Source organism: Nostoc sp. (genome assembly GCF_036917415.1).
GTDB lineage: Bacteria > Cyanobacteriota > Cyanobacteriia > Cyanobacteriales > Nostocaceae > Nostoc.
Map to the genome: position 1 here is coordinate 18,418 of NZ_JBALDJ010000078.1, position 16,697 is coordinate 35,114.

Genomic DNA, 16,697 nt, shown 5'->3' on the forward strand with positions numbered 1-16,697 from the left:
TAAAATGTACAGCCTAGATGTTAACTTTCTTAAAGACCGCCCAGCATACCAGAAAAAGCCAGAGAGAAAGGGAGGAATAGCCCTAAAATTTCCTACTGGGGATTTGACACTAGTGTATGTGGGAGTTGCAGTAGGTGTAGGTCTTCCAGCTTTATTGGGAGTTGGTTGGTGGTTGCTGCAAGGGAAGATTGTTGAATTAGATGGTCAAATAGCACAACTAGATCAAGAAAGCAAGAGGTTAGATACAGAAATAGGAAATATTAATAAAATCAAAGACGAGACGAAGGCAATTAAAGGAGAAACCCAAGCTTTAGTTACTGTATTTGACCAAATTCGACCTTGGTCAGCAATGCTGCAAGATTTGCGCGATCGCATCCCAACAGCAGTGCAAATCGAGAACATCAAGCAAATCCCACCCATTGCAGTAGCAGCAGGTCAGCCACCAAATAATCCCGCAGGGGGATTAGAAATTAACGGATTGGCTCGTTCCTTTAATGATGTCAATGATTTCTTATTGAGTTTACAACAGTCCCAGTTTTTAAAGCCCACAGAAACCAGAATTCTGACAGCAACGTTAGTAGAGGCTCCCTTAACATCAAGTGCGAGTCAATCTTCTAATAATGTAATAATTAAGCCTCCCCAAGTAGTTAAATACACTATTCAATCGAGCATGAACAACGTTCCAGCGTCGGAATTAATTCGAGAGTTGGAAAAAAAAGGCACAGTGGGGTTAGTGACTCGAATTCGTAATATGCAACAAACAGGAGTCATTTCAAAATGACGCTGAGTGATGATTTAAATTTTGGCGAACAAGGTGGGGAATTCGATCGGGAAACGCCAGCCGCACCTGTGGTATTTGGTATTGCCTTCACACCAAAAATTATTGGGATCTTGGTAGGGGTAATTGGTTTAGCGGGAGCAGGTTATATATTATTAAACCTGCTGATGCCAGCTTGGGAAAGCTATCAGCAGCAGCAAGCCAAAAGCTCTGAACTGCAAGCGCAAATTGAGCAAAAAAAAGCCAATATCAAACAGATTGACAAAGTTAAAGACGAGCTAGCACAGGCAAAGCAGCAAAAAGTTCAGGTTTTAAGTTTATTTGCTAACGAAAAAACCTTAGATACATTGCTGTTGGATTTGAACCGCTTAATTGAGTCTGGCAATACTGCAACTTCTATTAACGCAGTAAAAGCTAAATTGAAGAAATATGTGCCAATTTCCCAAAAACCAGAACCGATTACTGATGGAAGTCTAGGACTAGAGGTTAACGGCAAGCTGCAACGCAGTACTATCAGCGCTGAGATTACAGCAACTTATGAACAAACACAATCGATAATTCGTAACATTGAGCGGTTACAGCCTTTGTTAATGGTTAAAGATTATCAAGCAACTTTAGCTCCAGCAGAGACAAGATCCCCATTAGATAAAACGCCGATGCAGGTAGGCCCCGCAGCGATTAATACATCATTCCAGTTACAGGTATTGATGCCACTTAGTCCAGAAGAAATTGCCGCAGCAGCTTTAGCTGCTCCGAAAAAGTAGTCAAATCAGAGCTAGGACGAATAGAATTAGCGGCTACACAAGCGTAGATAAAGCTTTCCCGCACGCAGACTAAGGAAATAATTGAGGGTTTTGAAACTCACGTTCGCCCTTGGCGTTTTTGCAGGGTAAGTGGGTAAAGTCTCGTGTAGACGAGCCAGCGAACTCTTGAGGGTTTCCCCATAAGCAACTGGTGTCGGCTTTACCGACTTGTTCGCGTAGCGCCTCCGACAGGAGAAGCAACTGGGGTGCGGCTTCTAACAGTCTACTCAAAATTGTATGTAAACAAGGTTTTATAAGGTGAGGAATGAACTGTGAAACAGCTTCACGGTAATAGTTTTATTTTAGGTACTGCCGCTTTTGTATTTTTGGCAGCTCAACCAGTTTGGGCACAAATTAGTCAAGTTACTGATGTGAAGTTAAATCCAGTTAATGGTGGAATTAACGTTGCTTTGAAAACCTCTTCTGGGTCACGCCCCCAAGTTTTCACTACAAAAAGAGGCAAGACTTTAGTCGCAGATGTTATCAACACTCAATTACGATTACCACAAGGTAATAGTTTTCGTCAAGATAACCCAGCACCAGGAATTACCTCTGTTGAGGTTAGTCAGCTTGATGCTAATAGCATTCGGGTGACGGTAACTGGCAGCAACAATGTACCAAGCAGTCAACCTGTGATGCGATCTCCAAATGGAATTACACTCAGCTTTAGCCCATCTGCTGGCACTACAGCATCAGTACCAACGTCAACAGCGCCACCATCCACAGCACCGCCTATTACTACTCCAGTTCAACCTGGTCAAAAGCCAGATGTTCTCGTTCCCAACCCGCAAGTCACCATTGACGGACAACCTGCACAAGCTGCTGGGCCAGGTCAACCTCTGAGTCAGGCTCCACCATTCTTACCTCGAGCTGTCGCCCCACCAGTGGGAGATATTGCTATTTCGGCTACCGATGCTTCTCCTAGCACTGTTGACTTAGCAACTCAGGAACGTGTACCTCGTCTAGTACTGCGAGATGCCCCAGTACGTGAAGTTTTGTCATTGCTTGCTCGTGCTGCTGGTTTGAACTTGGCTTATGTGGGAGGTGAGCAAGCTGCTTCTGCGAATGCACCAGCAACCTCTCAAACAATCTCTTTGGATATAGAAAACGAGCCAGTGCAAGATGTGTTTAACTACGTTTTGCGTCTGAGTGGTTTAGAAGCTAACCGCAGTGGTCGTACAGTTTTTGTAGGGGCTAAACTACCTAATGCGACACGTGACATGGTTATGCGTAGTATGCGACTCAATCAGGTAACGGTGGGAACCGCTCTGAATTTTTTGGTTGGCTTAGGAGCAGAAAGTGCCGTCAGCCGCGAACGACAAGTTACGAGTGTTAGTGCCGTACCTGTGGGTACTGGAGTTGCACCTATCACCCAAACCCAGACGACGACAGAAACCAGACTGGAAACCCAACGTGCTAATTTTCAAGACTCTAGCCCATTACTAAGAGGTTTACAGGCATTAGGAGACGAGCGCACCAATTCACTTACCTTAATTGGCCCTCCTAGACTCATTGAGATTGCAATGGCTCAACTAACTCAACTTGATATCCGCCGTCGTCAAGTGGTAGTCAACGTCAAGATTATTGATGTTAACCTTTTGAACACCCAGGACTACAACACCAGCTTTTCTTTTGGGATCGGCAACAACTACTTTAACAGTGAAGGTGGTGCAGCAACTTTTAATTTTGGCGGTTCGAGACCAGCTACAAATGCTGAAGCGAGAAGCAGTGTGACTAGTACACCTACAACCATTAATCCACTTAGTAGCGCAAATGTTTTTATTGATCCGATTAACGGAACAGGTACTGCTGGAGCAAACTCTAATCCTCAAACAGCAGGTATTACAGGCATTACCGGAGCAACCACTACATTAGCCTTACCAAGTTTATACCAGTTCCCCAAACGGTTACTCGCTAGTTTGCAGGCTCAGGTTACAAATGGCAACGCCAAGATTTTGACTGACCCCACCTTAATTGTGCAAGAAGGTCAACAGGCTACTGTCAAGCTGACCCAGGAAGTGCTAGGAAACATTACGAGCACAATAAGTAGTGCTGATAATCTCGCTACACAAACAATTACAGCTGAGAAAACAGACGTGGGTTTAACCCTAGCTGTCAAAGTAGATCGGATTGATGACAATGGTTTTGTATCCCTATCAGTGGCTCCCGTTGTTAAAGCACCCCAATCGGCAGCTAATCTAAATTTGGGAGGAGGTAATGTCCAACAAATATTTTTGGTGTCTGAGCGATCGCTAAATTCTGGTACAATTCGCCTACGAGACGGTCAAACACTGATACTCTCAGGCATCATTCAAGACACAGACCGGACAACTATCACCAAGATTCCTATCTTAGGCGATCTTCCGTTGATTGGTTCGCTATTTAGAAGTACAAACAGAAATAATCAGCGTAATGAGGTGATTGTATTGCTCACACCTCAAATTATGGACGACTCTGAAAACTCCTCTTACGGTTATAACTACAACCCCAGCCCAGAAGTGCGGCAAATCCTTGAACGTCGGGGGTTGAAAGTTCCGGCGAGGTAATAAAGATAATAAGCAGGTAAGTCACCTCTGGCAAATGCTCAGATCCCCGACTTTTTAAAAAAGTCGGGGATTTTCTTGTTCACGAGTAGGATTAAGTTTAAATGTCATTCTAGAATAAAAATACTCAATCATAATAGAAGTAACAGTAGTGGGTAAATACTAATGAGTCTAGAACAAAAGTTATTAACAAAGTGGCGTTTTCTTCCACAAGATAAACAAAAGGAAGTTTTAGATTTTGTTGAATTTAGTGGTTTGAAAAACTCTGCAAATAAAATTCCATTGGGAGAACGTTTGCAGCAAATTCGCACTAAGATTGTTGCTTCTGGTAAACATTTATTAGATGAAGATGAAATCGAAAAAGAACTTGCCAGTCGCAGAGGTGGGCTACAGGGTAAAGAAGAATGAAAATAACTTATATTGATTCAGGGGTATTAATCAGCGCAACAGATGGTGTTGGTAGAATTGCCGATAAAGCCCTTGAAATATTAGGAGATTCCTAACGGGAATTTGCTTGTAGTGAGTTTGTCAAATTGGAAGTAAGTCCAAAAGCGGTTTTTAACAAGCAAACCGAAGAAGCTCAATTCTATGAAGAATTTTTTAGTGATGTTACCTACTGGGCGAGTGATTTGACTCATATTGTTCAAGAGGCTTACCAAATTGTTTCTCAGTATGGTTTAGCAGCCATGGACGCGCTTCATGTAGCTGTGGCGTTAGTCAGTTGGTGCAGAAGAATTAGTCACAACTGAGAAAAGAACAAAGCCCATGCATCGAGTAACTCAATACGGTTCGGTTAAGATCCCCCCGCCTACGGCGACCCCCTTAAAAAGGGGGTAAAAGAGGGTTGTAAGCCCTGCTTGTTAAGGGGGGTTGGGGGGATCTTTGAGGAATAAACACGTTAACCGAACCGTATTGTCGAGTAACTAGTATTAATGTAGTTTCTATTTTTGATTGAATTACTAGGATAAATCTGAGAAGTAATCTAGATGTAATATGAAGACGATTTATCGTGTATTTGTGATTTAGAATTTTTATCAAAAAACTTTAACTGAAGGTTTTTAGCCAGTCATCTAATAAAAAGGGAAATACTCTTATGACAGCACTTACATTAAATCTCAATTCTGTAATTAAACTGACAAGAGAGCAGTTTTATCAATTGTGTGAAGAAAACCCCAATTTAAAATTAGAACGCAATGCCCAAGGAGAGTTGATTATAATGCCACCTACAGGAGGAGAAACAGGAAAAACTAATTCTACTATTAACGCTCAAATATGGTTCTGGAACGACCAAAATCAATTGGGCGAAGTATTTGATTCATCAACTGGATTTACTTTACCTTCAGGTGCTGACCGTTCTCCAGATGTTTCTTGGGTGGAAAAATCTCGTTGGGACGCTTTGACTAAAGAACAAAAAGAAAAATTTATTCCCCTATGTCCTGATTTTGCGATCGAGATACTTTCGCCTAATGACAGCTTGAAAAAAACTCAGAATAAGATACAAGAGTATATCGAAAATGGTTGTCGTCTAGGTTGGTTAATCAACCGAAAAAAACAGGAAGTAGAAATTTATAGTCCAGTACAAGACGTAGAAGTTTTAAAATCTCCTCAAACTATTTCCGGGGAAAATATTTTACCTGATTTTATACTTAATATACAACGAATTTGGTAAAAGTTTCGGTGTGTGAATTTCAGTTCTCATATACTATAAAAATATTTGAAAAAATATGAGTTTTCAGCTTGTAAACCAAGATTCAATAGATAATGTTCTTACTTGTTGAATACGTTGAAAGTCGCTATCGGCTGAGACAATAGTGAGATTTTGTTGCAGAGCAATAGAAGCAATCCACAAATCATTTTCACCAAAACCTAAATCAGTTATTTTAGTTTTTCTACGTTTACTTTTTTCTTTTGGTGCAAATTGATTGAATAAAGCAGCTTTGAGTTGACCATAAGTATTAGCAGTTTTCTGGTCAATATTGTAAATGTATATACCGCTAAGAAAATTTCTTACTAATGCTAAATTAATTTGTTGCTTTTGAGAACGTGCTGCCATATCTATTAATTCTCCCTGCACAATGACACAAGTTGAAACTAGACTGTTTTCAACCTCAGCAAGACGACTTAATATATTGACATTACCTAAAATAGCTTGACTACAGTGATTTGTATCGATTAGGTACATTAAGTAAGTTGGTACAATAAAACCAAACTATGTGAAGAAAGATAAACTAGACTAAAACCCTCTTTCCTCGTGCCTTCTGCCTCCTGCCTTATCCCAACAACAAATCTTTATACCGACCTACTTATTCAAAAGGATTATCTTCATTAAACTCTGCTTGACCGCGACTAGCAATTACTAGCTTTAGACACTCCTCTAAGTCATCGCCTTCCCAAGTATTTATAGTTTTCAGATGTTCTAGAAGTGAGCTTCCTGTGGAATTAACAGTAGTATGATTAGCAGATTCTACTTGATGTTGTGTTGGTTGCACTTGAGTTTCCTTTGTTTTCAAAAAACGTAAGAAATTAAGTGTTTCAGTCAAAAGTGCATCTGGTGCTGATTCAATTTCTTTGATAAGTTGTTCTTTTATTTTCATATTCACGCCTCTTTAACTGACATTTTTTAGGAGCATAAAACAGCAAATGGATTTGTGGCTACGTTGGTAGACCTCCAGCTTGAAAAATCTGTTCGGCGGTTAAATTCAATTCCGGGAAAGTAGGCGAGACTATGTTAGCGCTGCCTCTAAATTGAGTAACTTGGTATTCACCATCGATTAATTGATAAATAGATATAGTAGGCTGTTTGGGATTGCCAGTGAACTTTTTAGCACCTAGAGCGAGATAATCTACAACCCAGTATTCAGGAATTCCAATACCTTCATACTTACCCTGTTTTGTGTAGTAATCATCATCCCAGTTGGTACTAACTACCTCAACTACTAAGGGAATTGATGCTGCAAGGGTTACAGTTGATTCTTTTTTCCATAGCGGCTCATTCACTAAATTAGGGCGATTCAGTAATAGCACATCTGGGGAATAGGCAGATTCCGAATTAGTTGGTTTAATGAGCGCAGTTTTGGGGATTGTATAAGGTAGACCATTACGAACGTACTCAATAGCAATTTTTTCAACCAGAAACCCAACAATATCCTCATGGTCTCCTACTGGTTGTGCCATTTCAACAATCACTCCATCATGTAATTCATATCTTCCACCTTCGGGTCGCCACGCTGCAAAATCTTCAAAGGTTACTAGTTTTGGTATGGCTTGAGTCATAATCTATCACCCCTAGTAGTTGTTTCGATCATACCCTTCCTTACGTTCTGCCTTAACAGTAATATTAAGGGGTACAGTACTGGCAAAAGGTTTGTTGCAAAGAAGTGAACTATGGTGGCAATAACAACATCCGCAGAAAATAGGGTTTTACTCCAAAACATCAGCTGGCAGACATTTAAAACTATGCTGGCTGAAATGGGTTCAGATCGTAACTCCCGACTGGCTTATGACAATGGAACCGTAGAAATCATGACCCCACAAATGCCACACGAGAACTCAAACCGTGTAATTGAAGGTTTTGTTGTTGTCCTGTGCGAAGAGTTGGGCTGGGAAATTAGACGCGCTGGTTCATTAACTTTAACGCGGGATGATTTGCAGCAAGGAGCGGAGCCAGATAGTAGCTATTACATCCAAAATGAAGCGCTAGTTCGAGATCAAGAAAATATTGACATCGCCACCGATCCGCCCCCTGACCTTGTGCTGGAAGTGGAATATTCCAGGTCTGCAATAGACAAGCTTAAGCTTTATGCTGCAATGGGAGTCCCTGAATTTTGGCGCTATAACGGCAGTGTGTTGCGAGTCTACACGCTTGCAGATAGGCAATACTCAGAAGTCGAAACCAGCCCTACTTTTGCACCTGTGTCGGTCAAGGAGATTCCTCGGTTTATCCAAGAAGCGAAGAAGAATGGGGAAATTGCTACTACCCGTGCTTTTCGGGCTTGGGTGCAACAGAAAATTTCTGCTAGGGAATAAGCGTTTATTGAGTGCCTGCGTTCGTTGTACCCCTATGAAGAAGCAAGCTACGCATAGTGGACGTACCAGAAGACGTTGGTGCAGCGATCGCTACCCAAATGTTAAGAAAGATGTGACTAATGGATAGATTTATAGGGTAAAGGCTTTAATTTTTCTCCCTTCCCTATCAAAGAAGCTTGCTAAGAGGTTAATTTTCACATTGGATTTTCCAGATGACATGAAAAGTAAACAAAATCCCCGACTTTTTGGAGAAATCGGGAATCTGAGCCTTCAATTTCCATAAGAATTGCTTAATCTCAGCAATAACTCTTCAACATTAGTAATTAATCCCAACAAAGGCTGACTATTTCCCACCTCCCCACTCCTCAGTTTTCTTGACGATTGCGCTATTTATTAAGTATTTTTTCCTACTTTTGGGGTAGTTTTTAGGGAAATAAGTACCCTAAAATTACAAAAAATCCCGAAATCTATATAAATTAATGGTTTCATCTATCCACATCAGGCTACAACACCTTAGAATGATTCATTGAAAAGTCGAGCCGATGGGATGTACAGCCGTTTTGAGTAAAAATACTCCCAAAGGCTGATTTTTGTATTTCCGCAAGCAAAGATTTCAGTACAAATGTATTAATGTGCATCCGTACTGAAATCTCAAGTAAACCTTCAGGAGTTTGACATGAACAAAGGTGAATTAGTTGATGCCGTAGCTGAAAAGGCTAGTGTTACCAAGAAACAAGCGGATGCAGTCTTAACTGCCGCTTTGGAAACGATTATTGAAGCAGTTTCCTCTGGTGATAAGGTAACGTTGGTGGGATTTGGCTCATTTGAATCACGGGAACGTAAAGCCCGCGAAGGCCGTAACCCGAAAACAAATGAAAAGATGGAAATTCCAGCGACGAGAGTTCCTGCCTTCTCGGCAGGAAAACTGTTTAGAGAAAAGGTAGCACCCCCAAAAGCATAGGTTCTGTCTTCGGGAACTCTTTTTTAATGCGGCAACCTGCACACGGGGGAAATTTAGCCTGGGCAGCAGCACTGGCTGGCTGTCCCCCTGATGCTATTCTGGATTTTTCTGCTAGCATCAGCCCGTTAGGGCCTCCAAATAGCGCGATCGCTGCTATTAAGTCCCAGATTGGTAATCTTAAGCACTATCCAGACCCAAATTATAGTGAACTGAGACTAGCTCTCAGTCACTTCCATCAACTGCCGTCTGAGTGGATTCTGCCGGGTAACGGCTCCGCAGAATTACTCACTTTAATCGGTAGGGAATTAGCTCAATTAGCCGCAACAATTTTAATCACTCCAGCCTTTGGCGACTACTACCGAACCTTGGCAGCGTACAACGCTAAAGTGCTGGAGTGTCCTTTGTCATTGGTCATTGGTCATTGGTCACTTGTACTGAGCTTTGCCGTTGGCGCAGCCTCTCGTAGAGAAGTATTGGTCATTGAGAAAGGACAAAGGACAAAGGACAAAGGACTATTGCTGAATAACCCCCACAACCCAACCGGAAAGTTATTTTCGCGGGAGTCTATTTTGCCCTACCTCGAGCAATTTGCTTTGGTTGTGGTGGATGAAGCATTTATGGATTTTGTGCCGCCCAATGAAGAACAAAGCCTAATTCCGGTGGTGCAAGAATATCCAAATTTAGTAGTGTTGCGATCGCTGACCAAATTTTACAGTCTTCCAGGACTGCGATTAGGATATGCGATCGCACACCCTGACTGCCTAGCTAAATGGCAGCTATGGCGCGATCCTTGGCCTGTAAACACACTAGCGGCAGCAGCAGCAATTGCGGCACTCCAAGATACGGAGTTTCAGCAGGAAACCTGGGCATGGCTACCACCTGCACGAAACCAACTGTTTCAGGGTTTAGCTGAAATTCCAGGATTGCAACCCCAAGCAAGTGCTGCTAATTTTTTACTGGTTGAGTCTCAAGAATCTACTTCCCAGTTACAGCAACAATTACTCAAGCATCACCAGATTTTAATTCGCGATTGCCTTAGTTTTAAAGAACTAGGCGATCGCTTTTTCCGGGTTGCTGTACGTAAAGAGTCCGATAACCAACGTTTACTAACAGCGTTAAACTCAGTGCTGAGTGAGAAGTGGGGAGTAGGGTAGATGAGGGAGATGAGCTAATTTTTCATTCTCCTTCATGCCCAATGACAAATGACAAATGACAAATGACAATTGACTATGATGTTGTAATTATTGGTGGCAGTCTTGCTGGATACTATGCTGCTCTTGCTGCAACCCAACTACGTGCTACAGTTGCCTTGGTACAACCCAAAGTAGACTACGGGTTTACTCATCACCATGCTCTTATCGAAATTGGTAAAATAGCGCAGAAGTTGAAGGATGTGGCTGGTTTTGGTATTCATGCCACATACACTGATACCTCAGAAGAATGCCACATATCTATGGCGTGGCAAGAAGCGATGCTGTATGCTCAATGCGTCGCCTCAAATTTCCAAGAACAGTATTCCCCAGCTATCCTGGCGGCGCAGGGAGTCGATGTCATCGTTGGCAGTGGTCAATTTCAATCTTCACCCCAATTGGCTTTTGCCGTTAACAATCGCCTACTACGTGCCCGTACTTATTTGCTGGCCAGTGGTTCGCTTCCAGAAATTCCTGAAATTGAAGGATTGCAAGCCACTGGCTATCTAACCCTTTCTAATATTTGGCAATCCTTACAGGGAGGGACATTACCCAAAAATTGGGTAATTATCGGTGGAATTCCCCAAAGCATTGAAATCGCTCAAACTTTAGCAAGGTTTGGTTGCAGTGTGACGCTGGTAGTCAAGCATCCATATATTCTTCCATATCTAGACCCTGAGATAGCTATATTGCTTCAGGCGCAGTTGGAAGTCGAAGGTGTACGCGTCCTCACTAAAAAACCAGTAACTCAGGTGAGGCTAATTGAGAATAAAAAGTGGATTCAAGCAGGAGATAAGGCCATTGAAACTGATGAAATTTTAGTGGCGACTGGACAACAGCCGAATCTTGAATCTTTAAATCTGGCAGCAGTAAGTGTGAAATGGCATCAGCGTAGCTTAGTTGTGAATGATAAGCTGCAAACCACTAACCACCGTATTTATGCTTGTGGTGATGTAATTGGTGGTTACGACTTTGCCAATATCGCTAATTATGAAGCAAAAATTGCGCTAAACAATGCACTCTTTTTCCCCAGGTTACGAGTAAATTATCGCTCCATTCCTTGGGCGATGTTTTCTGTACCGATGCTGGCGCAAGTGGGTTTGACAGAAGCACAGGCAAAACGCCTATTTAGCCGAGATAAAATTTTAGTTTTGCGACAATATTTTAAAACAGTGGCAGCAGCCCAACTTCGGAACGAAACCACTGGTATGTGTAAATTAATTGTGCTATACAACGGCGAAATTTTGGGAGCTTCGATATTGGGGGCAGAAGCTGGCGAATTAATTAATTTGATTGCCTTAGCAATATCACAAAAAATTAAAGTCAAACATCTAGCAAATTTATCTCATGCCTATCCCAGTTTTTCAGAAATTTTGGAACGAACTGCAAGAGAGTGGAGTAAGCAAAAGTTAAATACCAACATTCCTTTGCAAGAGTTTTTAGAAGGCTTCTTCCATTTCTGCCGCAATTGGAATTAGCATTTACGCACAGAGTTGTCACTATAATAACTTAAAGAAGGTGCTGATATTATTACTGACTTTGCAGTTCTCGCTGCCTTTGCCAATATTGACAGCACCTTGATTGTAAACGCAACGTCATTATAATTGGGGAGCATCCCTCAAAATTGAGCTTAGAGGATGTTTTAAAAGAGTATTTTGCTCTCATAGTTAGCACAGCCAAGCATCTCAGTACATGGGTAAAACCTTAATTTTTCGTCGCACTTAACCCCGTGCTGAATAGCAAAATTATATCTTTTGTGACTTTTAAAACATCCTCTTCTTATTTTTGTTGAACTGCAAACTTTAGCTCTGTCAACTCTAATTCTCCTCCGGTTGTTGTTAATACTAAATTAATGCCTAAAACACTTTTTCCTGTAGCTGTATAGTTAGTTGGAAGTATTTTATTGGTCAAATCAAAATTTATAGCACTTCCATATGTTATTTGATATGGTGTTGCTTTATCGCCAAGTAAAAATGATGTGATAGCTACTCGTGCTGGTGCTTTCTTTACTACACCTTTGAAAGCTAAAGGCACGAGCCTAAATTGCTTTTGAGTATTAGAGGTATCAATTCTAATGATACATCTAGCCCTTGACGATTGTGCATTTACAGTTATAGGAGCGCGAAGTGTAAACTGACTTATTTGCGGATCGAAACTTATATTACATCTCTTATTAACCGAAAATTTTGGCTGGTTGTCTATTGGAGCAGCAGCGCTAGATGAATTGGCATCATAACAACAGATAAAAGACAAGCACATTAATATGAAAAAATTACGTGCATCACTTAATCTCAACATAACTTCCTCTCCATCAACAGAAATTTATAATCTTAAAGAAGAATACATTCGGTAGATTCAATGAGTGGGGGATTTAGACTCACCACTCATTGAAGACCACTAAATTTGGAATTTGGTGCGGTGTATCATTATCTATCCGCAGAATCGCTAAAAGCAACGACTAGCAACGCTTTAGGTCAAAATAAAGTCTCACATCCCCAGCATTGAGATCGGCTGTATCAACGAAAATATTACTTCCTTGTGAGGATTGTGCAATCAGATTAATACCTAATAGTCCTTGTCCACCACCACTACATAAACCTGAAGCAGCTAGAACAGTAATCTCATCTTGCTCTGCAAATGCCTTACCAGATGTAAACTTGGTAGTTTTAGCGGGAGCTACAGCTTGACCAAGAGCACCACCACTAAAGCTATAAGTTCTGTTTAAGCTGGTACCTTTACTCTTGCTATCAACATCAGTAGTTCCTTGGTACAGTACTTGTACATCTTGGACGATAAAACCACTTGGAATAAAAGTTTGAACACGTAAAATACACTTTTTACGCTGACCATTGAATGCATTAAAGTTATCCAAGACGATCGATAAGCTTCTACCATCCTCTCCAGGAAGCTGATCGTCAACAATACATCCACCAGATCCGATTGCATCTCCAAAAGTAATACTAGGCGAGTCTTCAGCCAAAACCTTGGTCGCAATCACGTTGATTCCAAGAATTGTAGATATAGACAGTAATACACCAAATTGTTTAAAGTTCATATTGATTGTACCTATGTTGCTAGAGTTGTTTTTTGATGAAAAATGCATTCAGAAGCCAGAAGGTACGAGGTATGAAGGCATCTTTGGTTTAATCCCACGCTTAAAAGCATGAGATTGAAGCAAGGATGCTTTGTGTCTGGTGTTACATATCTCGACACAATTTTGTTCTAGTAGTGGGCAATCACCCACAACTAAAGTTTTGATTGATACTTACAGGCTTCTGCCTTCTTCAATTGTGGGAAATCCTTTCAGGTATGCTTTGACAATTTCTGCTCAATCAGAAAATGAAGCATAACGGTGTATCACTGGAATTAACAGAAATAAAATGGACATCAAGTTGCAAGATGCGTTCTTGCTGTACTTCCATGTGTGGAAGATCATATAGTTGTCTTTATCAACAAATATGTGTTCTCGATCACAGACATATTGTGTTTCCGAACACTGCAAACTTCAAAATAGTAGTATTGTAGTATGAAGGAGCAGTACTCCAAAGTTAGGTGCTAAAAATTAGGGGTATAAATCACCGATTTAATAGTGCGATACCAATAGCGCAGCGTTAGTAAGCCGTCGAGCGTCACAGCCCGCCGCAGACATCGGAGTGAAATAGCTGTTTTTATTGAAAATCTACATTATGAGTGGCTGAAATTCAAGTTGTAGACTGGGAACGAGGTAATTGGAAATGCTTTAAAAACCCTGCATGAAAATCCAAACTACTCCCGCCGCTGTTAGAGGTACGCTGAGGTTATCTGTGCCGTGGGGCGAAACTGCCTCTGCTAGGGTTGCGAAAGTAGCAGTTACCACCGCCGTCAACAAGGCCCATCCTAAGCTTAAAGGCGTTGCGAGGGGACTCAGCGACGAACCAGGTAGCAGTAACAGCACCAAGAAAATCACTACTGTACTCGTTACAAACATTACTGCTGAACCTTCCCAGGAACGTACAGAACTTCCCACTTGGTATTTATGCTGCCCAAAACGTCTACCAATTAATGCTGCTAGTGCATCACCCCAGGTCATCGCCATTATCCCTGCTACAGCAATTGGAGCGCTATCTACTGGCCCCTCTGGTCGCCATAGTAGCCCGAAAAGCAGTGTCACTGAGATAGCGAAATAAATCGTACCGGGTGAGCTATCCTGGGTATCCATTGCGCCGATGATTCGGTAGCGGTAAAACAGGTAGTTCAGTCCGATAAAGGTAGCAAAAGGTATAATTCCGATTTCCCAGTTCCTAAACAGTAGCAGGACGCCGAAAGCCCACATCCCTGCACCAATATGGATTACTTTGCGAGTTAAATCTGGCTTCACGGCAAACAGCTTACGCAATCCCTCGCCAATCACAAGCAGACTGGTAGCGTAAACATAAGAAATTGCTAGCCCAATAAAGTCATTTGTCATTTGTCATTGGTCATTTGTCATTTGTCATTGGTCATTGGTCATTGGTCATTGGTCATTTGTCATTGGTCATTCTTTCCCTGCCTCCCTGTGCCCTTTGCCGCCCTGCTTTTTCATTTGGGTCGATCGCTATTTCGTCTAAAGTTCTTTTCTGCTGACGAAACGCTACCAATACCTTGAAGAATACCACGACCGATTAAACCTAAACCCCGACCAACTATTTGGGTAAGGATAAAAACTATACCGCTACCGACAAAAGCTACTAGCGATTTTAGACGCGGTGCGATCGCATCACTAAATTCTAGGAGCAATGTTACTACTAAAGGAATATTAGAAAGTTTTACTAACTCTTGATTTCGAGGAGCATAAACTGAAGTATTGGCAATGCCACGAGGTACAATTACAAATAGTTCATAGCGACTTTCAAAAACTGCTTTTGGCTCGTTTATATAATTTTTTAATCTATATTTCCACGACAAATCATTTCTAAACCGTTCAATTTCCCTTGTAGAAATCAACTGGCGCCCATAAAAGTTTTGCTTAATCTCTTCTACATCTGCTAAAGAATTTAACAGTGGTTGCACTACTCCATTCGCTACCTGAATCAACAAGTTCTCTAAAATCGTCAATGCTTGCGACTTGGCTTCGGCGCTCACTACTGGATAAGAGGTATTATCAATGTTCAATTCTGTTTGAAATAAGAGATAAGAATACAACTCACAAACTAGCGGAATTTTATTGAGGATATCTCTTTGTACAACCTCTGTATTTTGCAGCAGTAAATTAACAATTTTTACATTTTTATTAACTATTTTTATCCGAGAAAATTTCCCAAAGAAATTTATAATTGCTACTTGCCATAAATCACTTATTAAAGTATTTTTTAGTTCATATAATTGATTTATCTCTATTTGAGAAGCACGCAGTTCATCCAACTGTTCAGCCAATTTTTGTAGTATCAGATAAAGTAATTCCCGTTTTTTATCTTCACGAAAGATATCAATTTCTAAAGGTATATCTGTGACATTTCTTAAAGGAAATTGAAGTTTAGTAACACAAGATGTAAACAAGGCAGACTGTAGGGTTCCTGGACTAAGTAAAGGTGATACGGTTTGCCTTTGTTGAATGGCACTACTTAATGAAGGAGTCAAAGGTGGCTCATCAGCAAGCGGAATCTGTTCCTCTTGCCTTTCTTGTGATGAAACCAACAACCGATTTAGCAACCAACGAGCCGCTAGCAGTTCTCGCCGCTGTCCAGCTAGAATGGCTCGATCTAGTACTGGTAATCCAGGAACTTGTAATTGTGTTGTTACTGCGGCGAAGGTAGCATCAATATTAGCGATTCCTGACAAACGTAAATTATTTCGCAGCTTAGAGAAGGGGAGTAGGGAGTGGGAAGAGACGCGATTAATCGCTTCTGTACTAGGGAAATTAGGAGTTATTATTGCTTGCGTGTCCTGAAACCAATAGGAACCACCATCTGCAACTTCTTGCATGGCGGCGACTAACTCAGGAAGTGGTGTACCTTTGGGGCAGTAGCCATTTACACCAACAGATTTCGCAGCTAATAGCAGTCCTTGTTCTTGCACAGAACTGAGGAGCAAAATTGGTAGGTTGGGATATAAAGCTCTGAGTTGCCGACAGAATTGTAAACCTAGCTGTTGACTGGTGGTGGAGCGACCATTACCGAATTCTAAAACTACCAAATTTATTTGATTAGGGTCTTTTTCAGCAATTTCTGCTAGAATCTGCAAGGCAATGGTGTCGGTTTCTACAACTGCGATCGCTTCTAAGTTAGGAATCGCTTCTAGGGCTACCCGTAATCCCAGACGGAAAATCGGGTCTTGGTCGATTAACAATAATTTTAGAGGGCGATCGCTCATAATCCACTCAATTACATCAGCACTGTTTTTTACCAATCAGAAAACAGCTTTGATACAAAACTTTGTCTT

Annotated in this window: 18 protein-coding genes; 10 read left to right on the forward strand and 8 right to left on the reverse strand. The window is 41.3% G+C overall.

The annotated features are described in order from the left end of the window. Positions 1-4: 4 nt before the first annotated feature. Positions 5-781 carry a PilN domain-containing protein gene (locus V7K41_RS16070; protein WP_334849675.1) on the forward strand — a complete coding sequence of 259 codons (777 nt, stop codon included), beginning with the start codon at positions 5-7 and terminating at the stop codon, positions 779-781. Next, positions 778-1,542, forward strand: coding sequence for a pilus assembly protein PilO (locus tag V7K41_RS16075; RefSeq protein ID WP_334849677.1), 765 nt, complete (start codon positions 778-780; stop codon positions 1,540-1,542). The genes V7K41_RS16070 and V7K41_RS16075 overlap by 4 nt, the downstream gene beginning before the upstream one ends. Positions 1,543-1,611: 69 nt before the next feature. Here the strand turns inward: V7K41_RS16075 and V7K41_RS16080 are convergent, their stop codons facing one another. Continuing rightward, positions 1,612-1,812: a hypothetical protein gene (locus V7K41_RS16080; protein WP_334849678.1), complete on the reverse strand. Its 201-nt coding sequence runs from the start codon at positions 1,810-1,812 to the stop codon at positions 1,612-1,614. A gap of 41 nt (positions 1,813-1,853) precedes the next feature. On the opposite strand from V7K41_RS16080, the gene V7K41_RS16085 reads away from it, so the two are divergent. The 4 genes from V7K41_RS16085 to V7K41_RS16100 all read left to right on the forward strand — a co-directional run bounded on the left by V7K41_RS16085 (position 1,854) and on the right by V7K41_RS16100 (position 5,793). Beyond that, entirely contained in the window at positions 1,854-4,127 is a 2,274-nt protein-coding gene (locus tag V7K41_RS16085) for an AMIN domain-containing protein (protein ID WP_334849680.1), read from the forward strand. 162 nt (positions 4,128-4,289) lie between these two features. Beyond that, positions 4,290-4,532: a hypothetical protein gene (locus V7K41_RS16090; protein WP_334849682.1), complete on the forward strand. Its 243-nt coding sequence runs from the start codon at positions 4,290-4,292 to the stop codon at positions 4,530-4,532. Positions 4,533-4,657: 125 nt separating this feature from the next. Then, the gene (locus V7K41_RS16095; RefSeq protein WP_334849684.1) at positions 4,658-4,873 is read left to right on the forward strand and encodes a hypothetical protein; all 216 of its coding nucleotides are present in this window, start codon (positions 4,658-4,660) and stop codon (positions 4,871-4,873) included. A gap of 344 nt (positions 4,874-5,217) precedes the next feature. Then, positions 5,218-5,793: a Uma2 family endonuclease gene (locus V7K41_RS16100; protein ID WP_334849685.1), complete on the forward strand. Its 576-nt coding sequence runs from the start codon at positions 5,218-5,220 to the stop codon at positions 5,791-5,793. Positions 5,794-5,856: 63 nt separating this feature from the next. Here V7K41_RS16100 and V7K41_RS16105 read toward each other — a convergent pair whose 3' ends face one another. From V7K41_RS16105 to V7K41_RS16115, 3 genes are all read right to left on the reverse strand, one after another. Then, positions 5,857-6,306 carry a type II toxin-antitoxin system VapC family toxin gene (locus V7K41_RS16105; RefSeq protein ID WP_334849686.1) on the reverse strand — a complete coding sequence of 150 codons (450 nt, stop codon included), beginning with the start codon at positions 6,304-6,306 and terminating at the stop codon, positions 5,857-5,859. Positions 6,307-6,427: 121 nt separating this feature from the next. Continuing rightward, the gene (locus V7K41_RS16110) at positions 6,428-6,718 is read right to left on the reverse strand and encodes a DUF2281 domain-containing protein (RefSeq protein ID WP_334849688.1); all 291 of its coding nucleotides are present in this window, start codon (positions 6,716-6,718) and stop codon (positions 6,428-6,430) included. Between the two features lie 58 nt (positions 6,719-6,776). After that, the gene (locus V7K41_RS16115; protein ID WP_334849690.1) at positions 6,777-7,397 is read right to left on the reverse strand and encodes a Uma2 family endonuclease; all 621 of its coding nucleotides are present in this window, start codon (positions 7,395-7,397) and stop codon (positions 6,777-6,779) included. A gap of 111 nt (positions 7,398-7,508) precedes the next feature. Between V7K41_RS16115 and V7K41_RS16120 the strand changes: the two genes are divergently transcribed. The 4 genes from V7K41_RS16120 (at position 7,509) to V7K41_RS16135 (ending at position 11,779) form a co-directional block, all read left to right on the forward strand. Beyond that, positions 7,509-8,150: a Uma2 family endonuclease gene (locus V7K41_RS16120; protein WP_334849692.1), complete on the forward strand. Its 642-nt coding sequence runs from the start codon at positions 7,509-7,511 to the stop codon at positions 8,148-8,150. A gap of 676 nt (positions 8,151-8,826) precedes the next feature. Then, on the forward strand, positions 8,827-9,111 hold the full coding sequence (locus V7K41_RS16125; protein WP_010998076.1) for an HU family DNA-binding protein: 285 nt from the start codon (positions 8,827-8,829) through the stop codon (positions 9,109-9,111). A gap of 26 nt (positions 9,112-9,137) precedes the next feature. After that, positions 9,138-10,265: a threonine-phosphate decarboxylase CobD gene (gene cobD / locus V7K41_RS16130; protein ID WP_334849693.1), complete on the forward strand. Its 1,128-nt coding sequence runs from the start codon at positions 9,138-9,140 to the stop codon at positions 10,263-10,265. A gap of 62 nt (positions 10,266-10,327) precedes the next feature. Further along, positions 10,328-11,779, forward strand: a complete 1,452-nt coding sequence (locus tag V7K41_RS16135) for a dihydrolipoyl dehydrogenase family protein (RefSeq protein ID WP_334849695.1) — start codon at positions 10,328-10,330, stop codon at positions 11,777-11,779. 301 nt (positions 11,780-12,080) lie between these two features. On the opposite strand, the gene V7K41_RS16140 is transcribed toward V7K41_RS16135, so the two are convergent. From V7K41_RS16140 to V7K41_RS16155, 4 genes are all read right to left on the reverse strand, one after another. Further along, on the reverse strand, positions 12,081-12,599 hold the full coding sequence (locus tag V7K41_RS16140; protein ID WP_334849697.1) for a hypothetical protein: 519 nt from the start codon (positions 12,597-12,599) through the stop codon (positions 12,081-12,083). A 160-nt stretch (positions 12,600-12,759) separates the two neighbouring features. Beyond that, entirely contained in the window at positions 12,760-13,356 is a 597-nt protein-coding gene (locus tag V7K41_RS16145) for a DUF4360 domain-containing protein (RefSeq protein ID WP_334849699.1), read from the reverse strand. A gap of 684 nt (positions 13,357-14,040) precedes the next feature. Continuing rightward, positions 14,041-14,748, reverse strand: a complete 708-nt coding sequence (locus V7K41_RS16150; protein WP_334849701.1) for a diacylglycerol/polyprenol kinase family protein — start codon at positions 14,746-14,748, stop codon at positions 14,041-14,043. Between the two features lie 110 nt (positions 14,749-14,858). Then, on the reverse strand, positions 14,859-16,628 hold the full coding sequence (locus tag V7K41_RS16155) for a DUF3685 domain-containing protein (protein WP_334849783.1): 1,770 nt from the start codon (positions 16,626-16,628) through the stop codon (positions 14,859-14,861). Between the last annotated feature and the right edge of the window lie 69 nt (positions 16,629-16,697).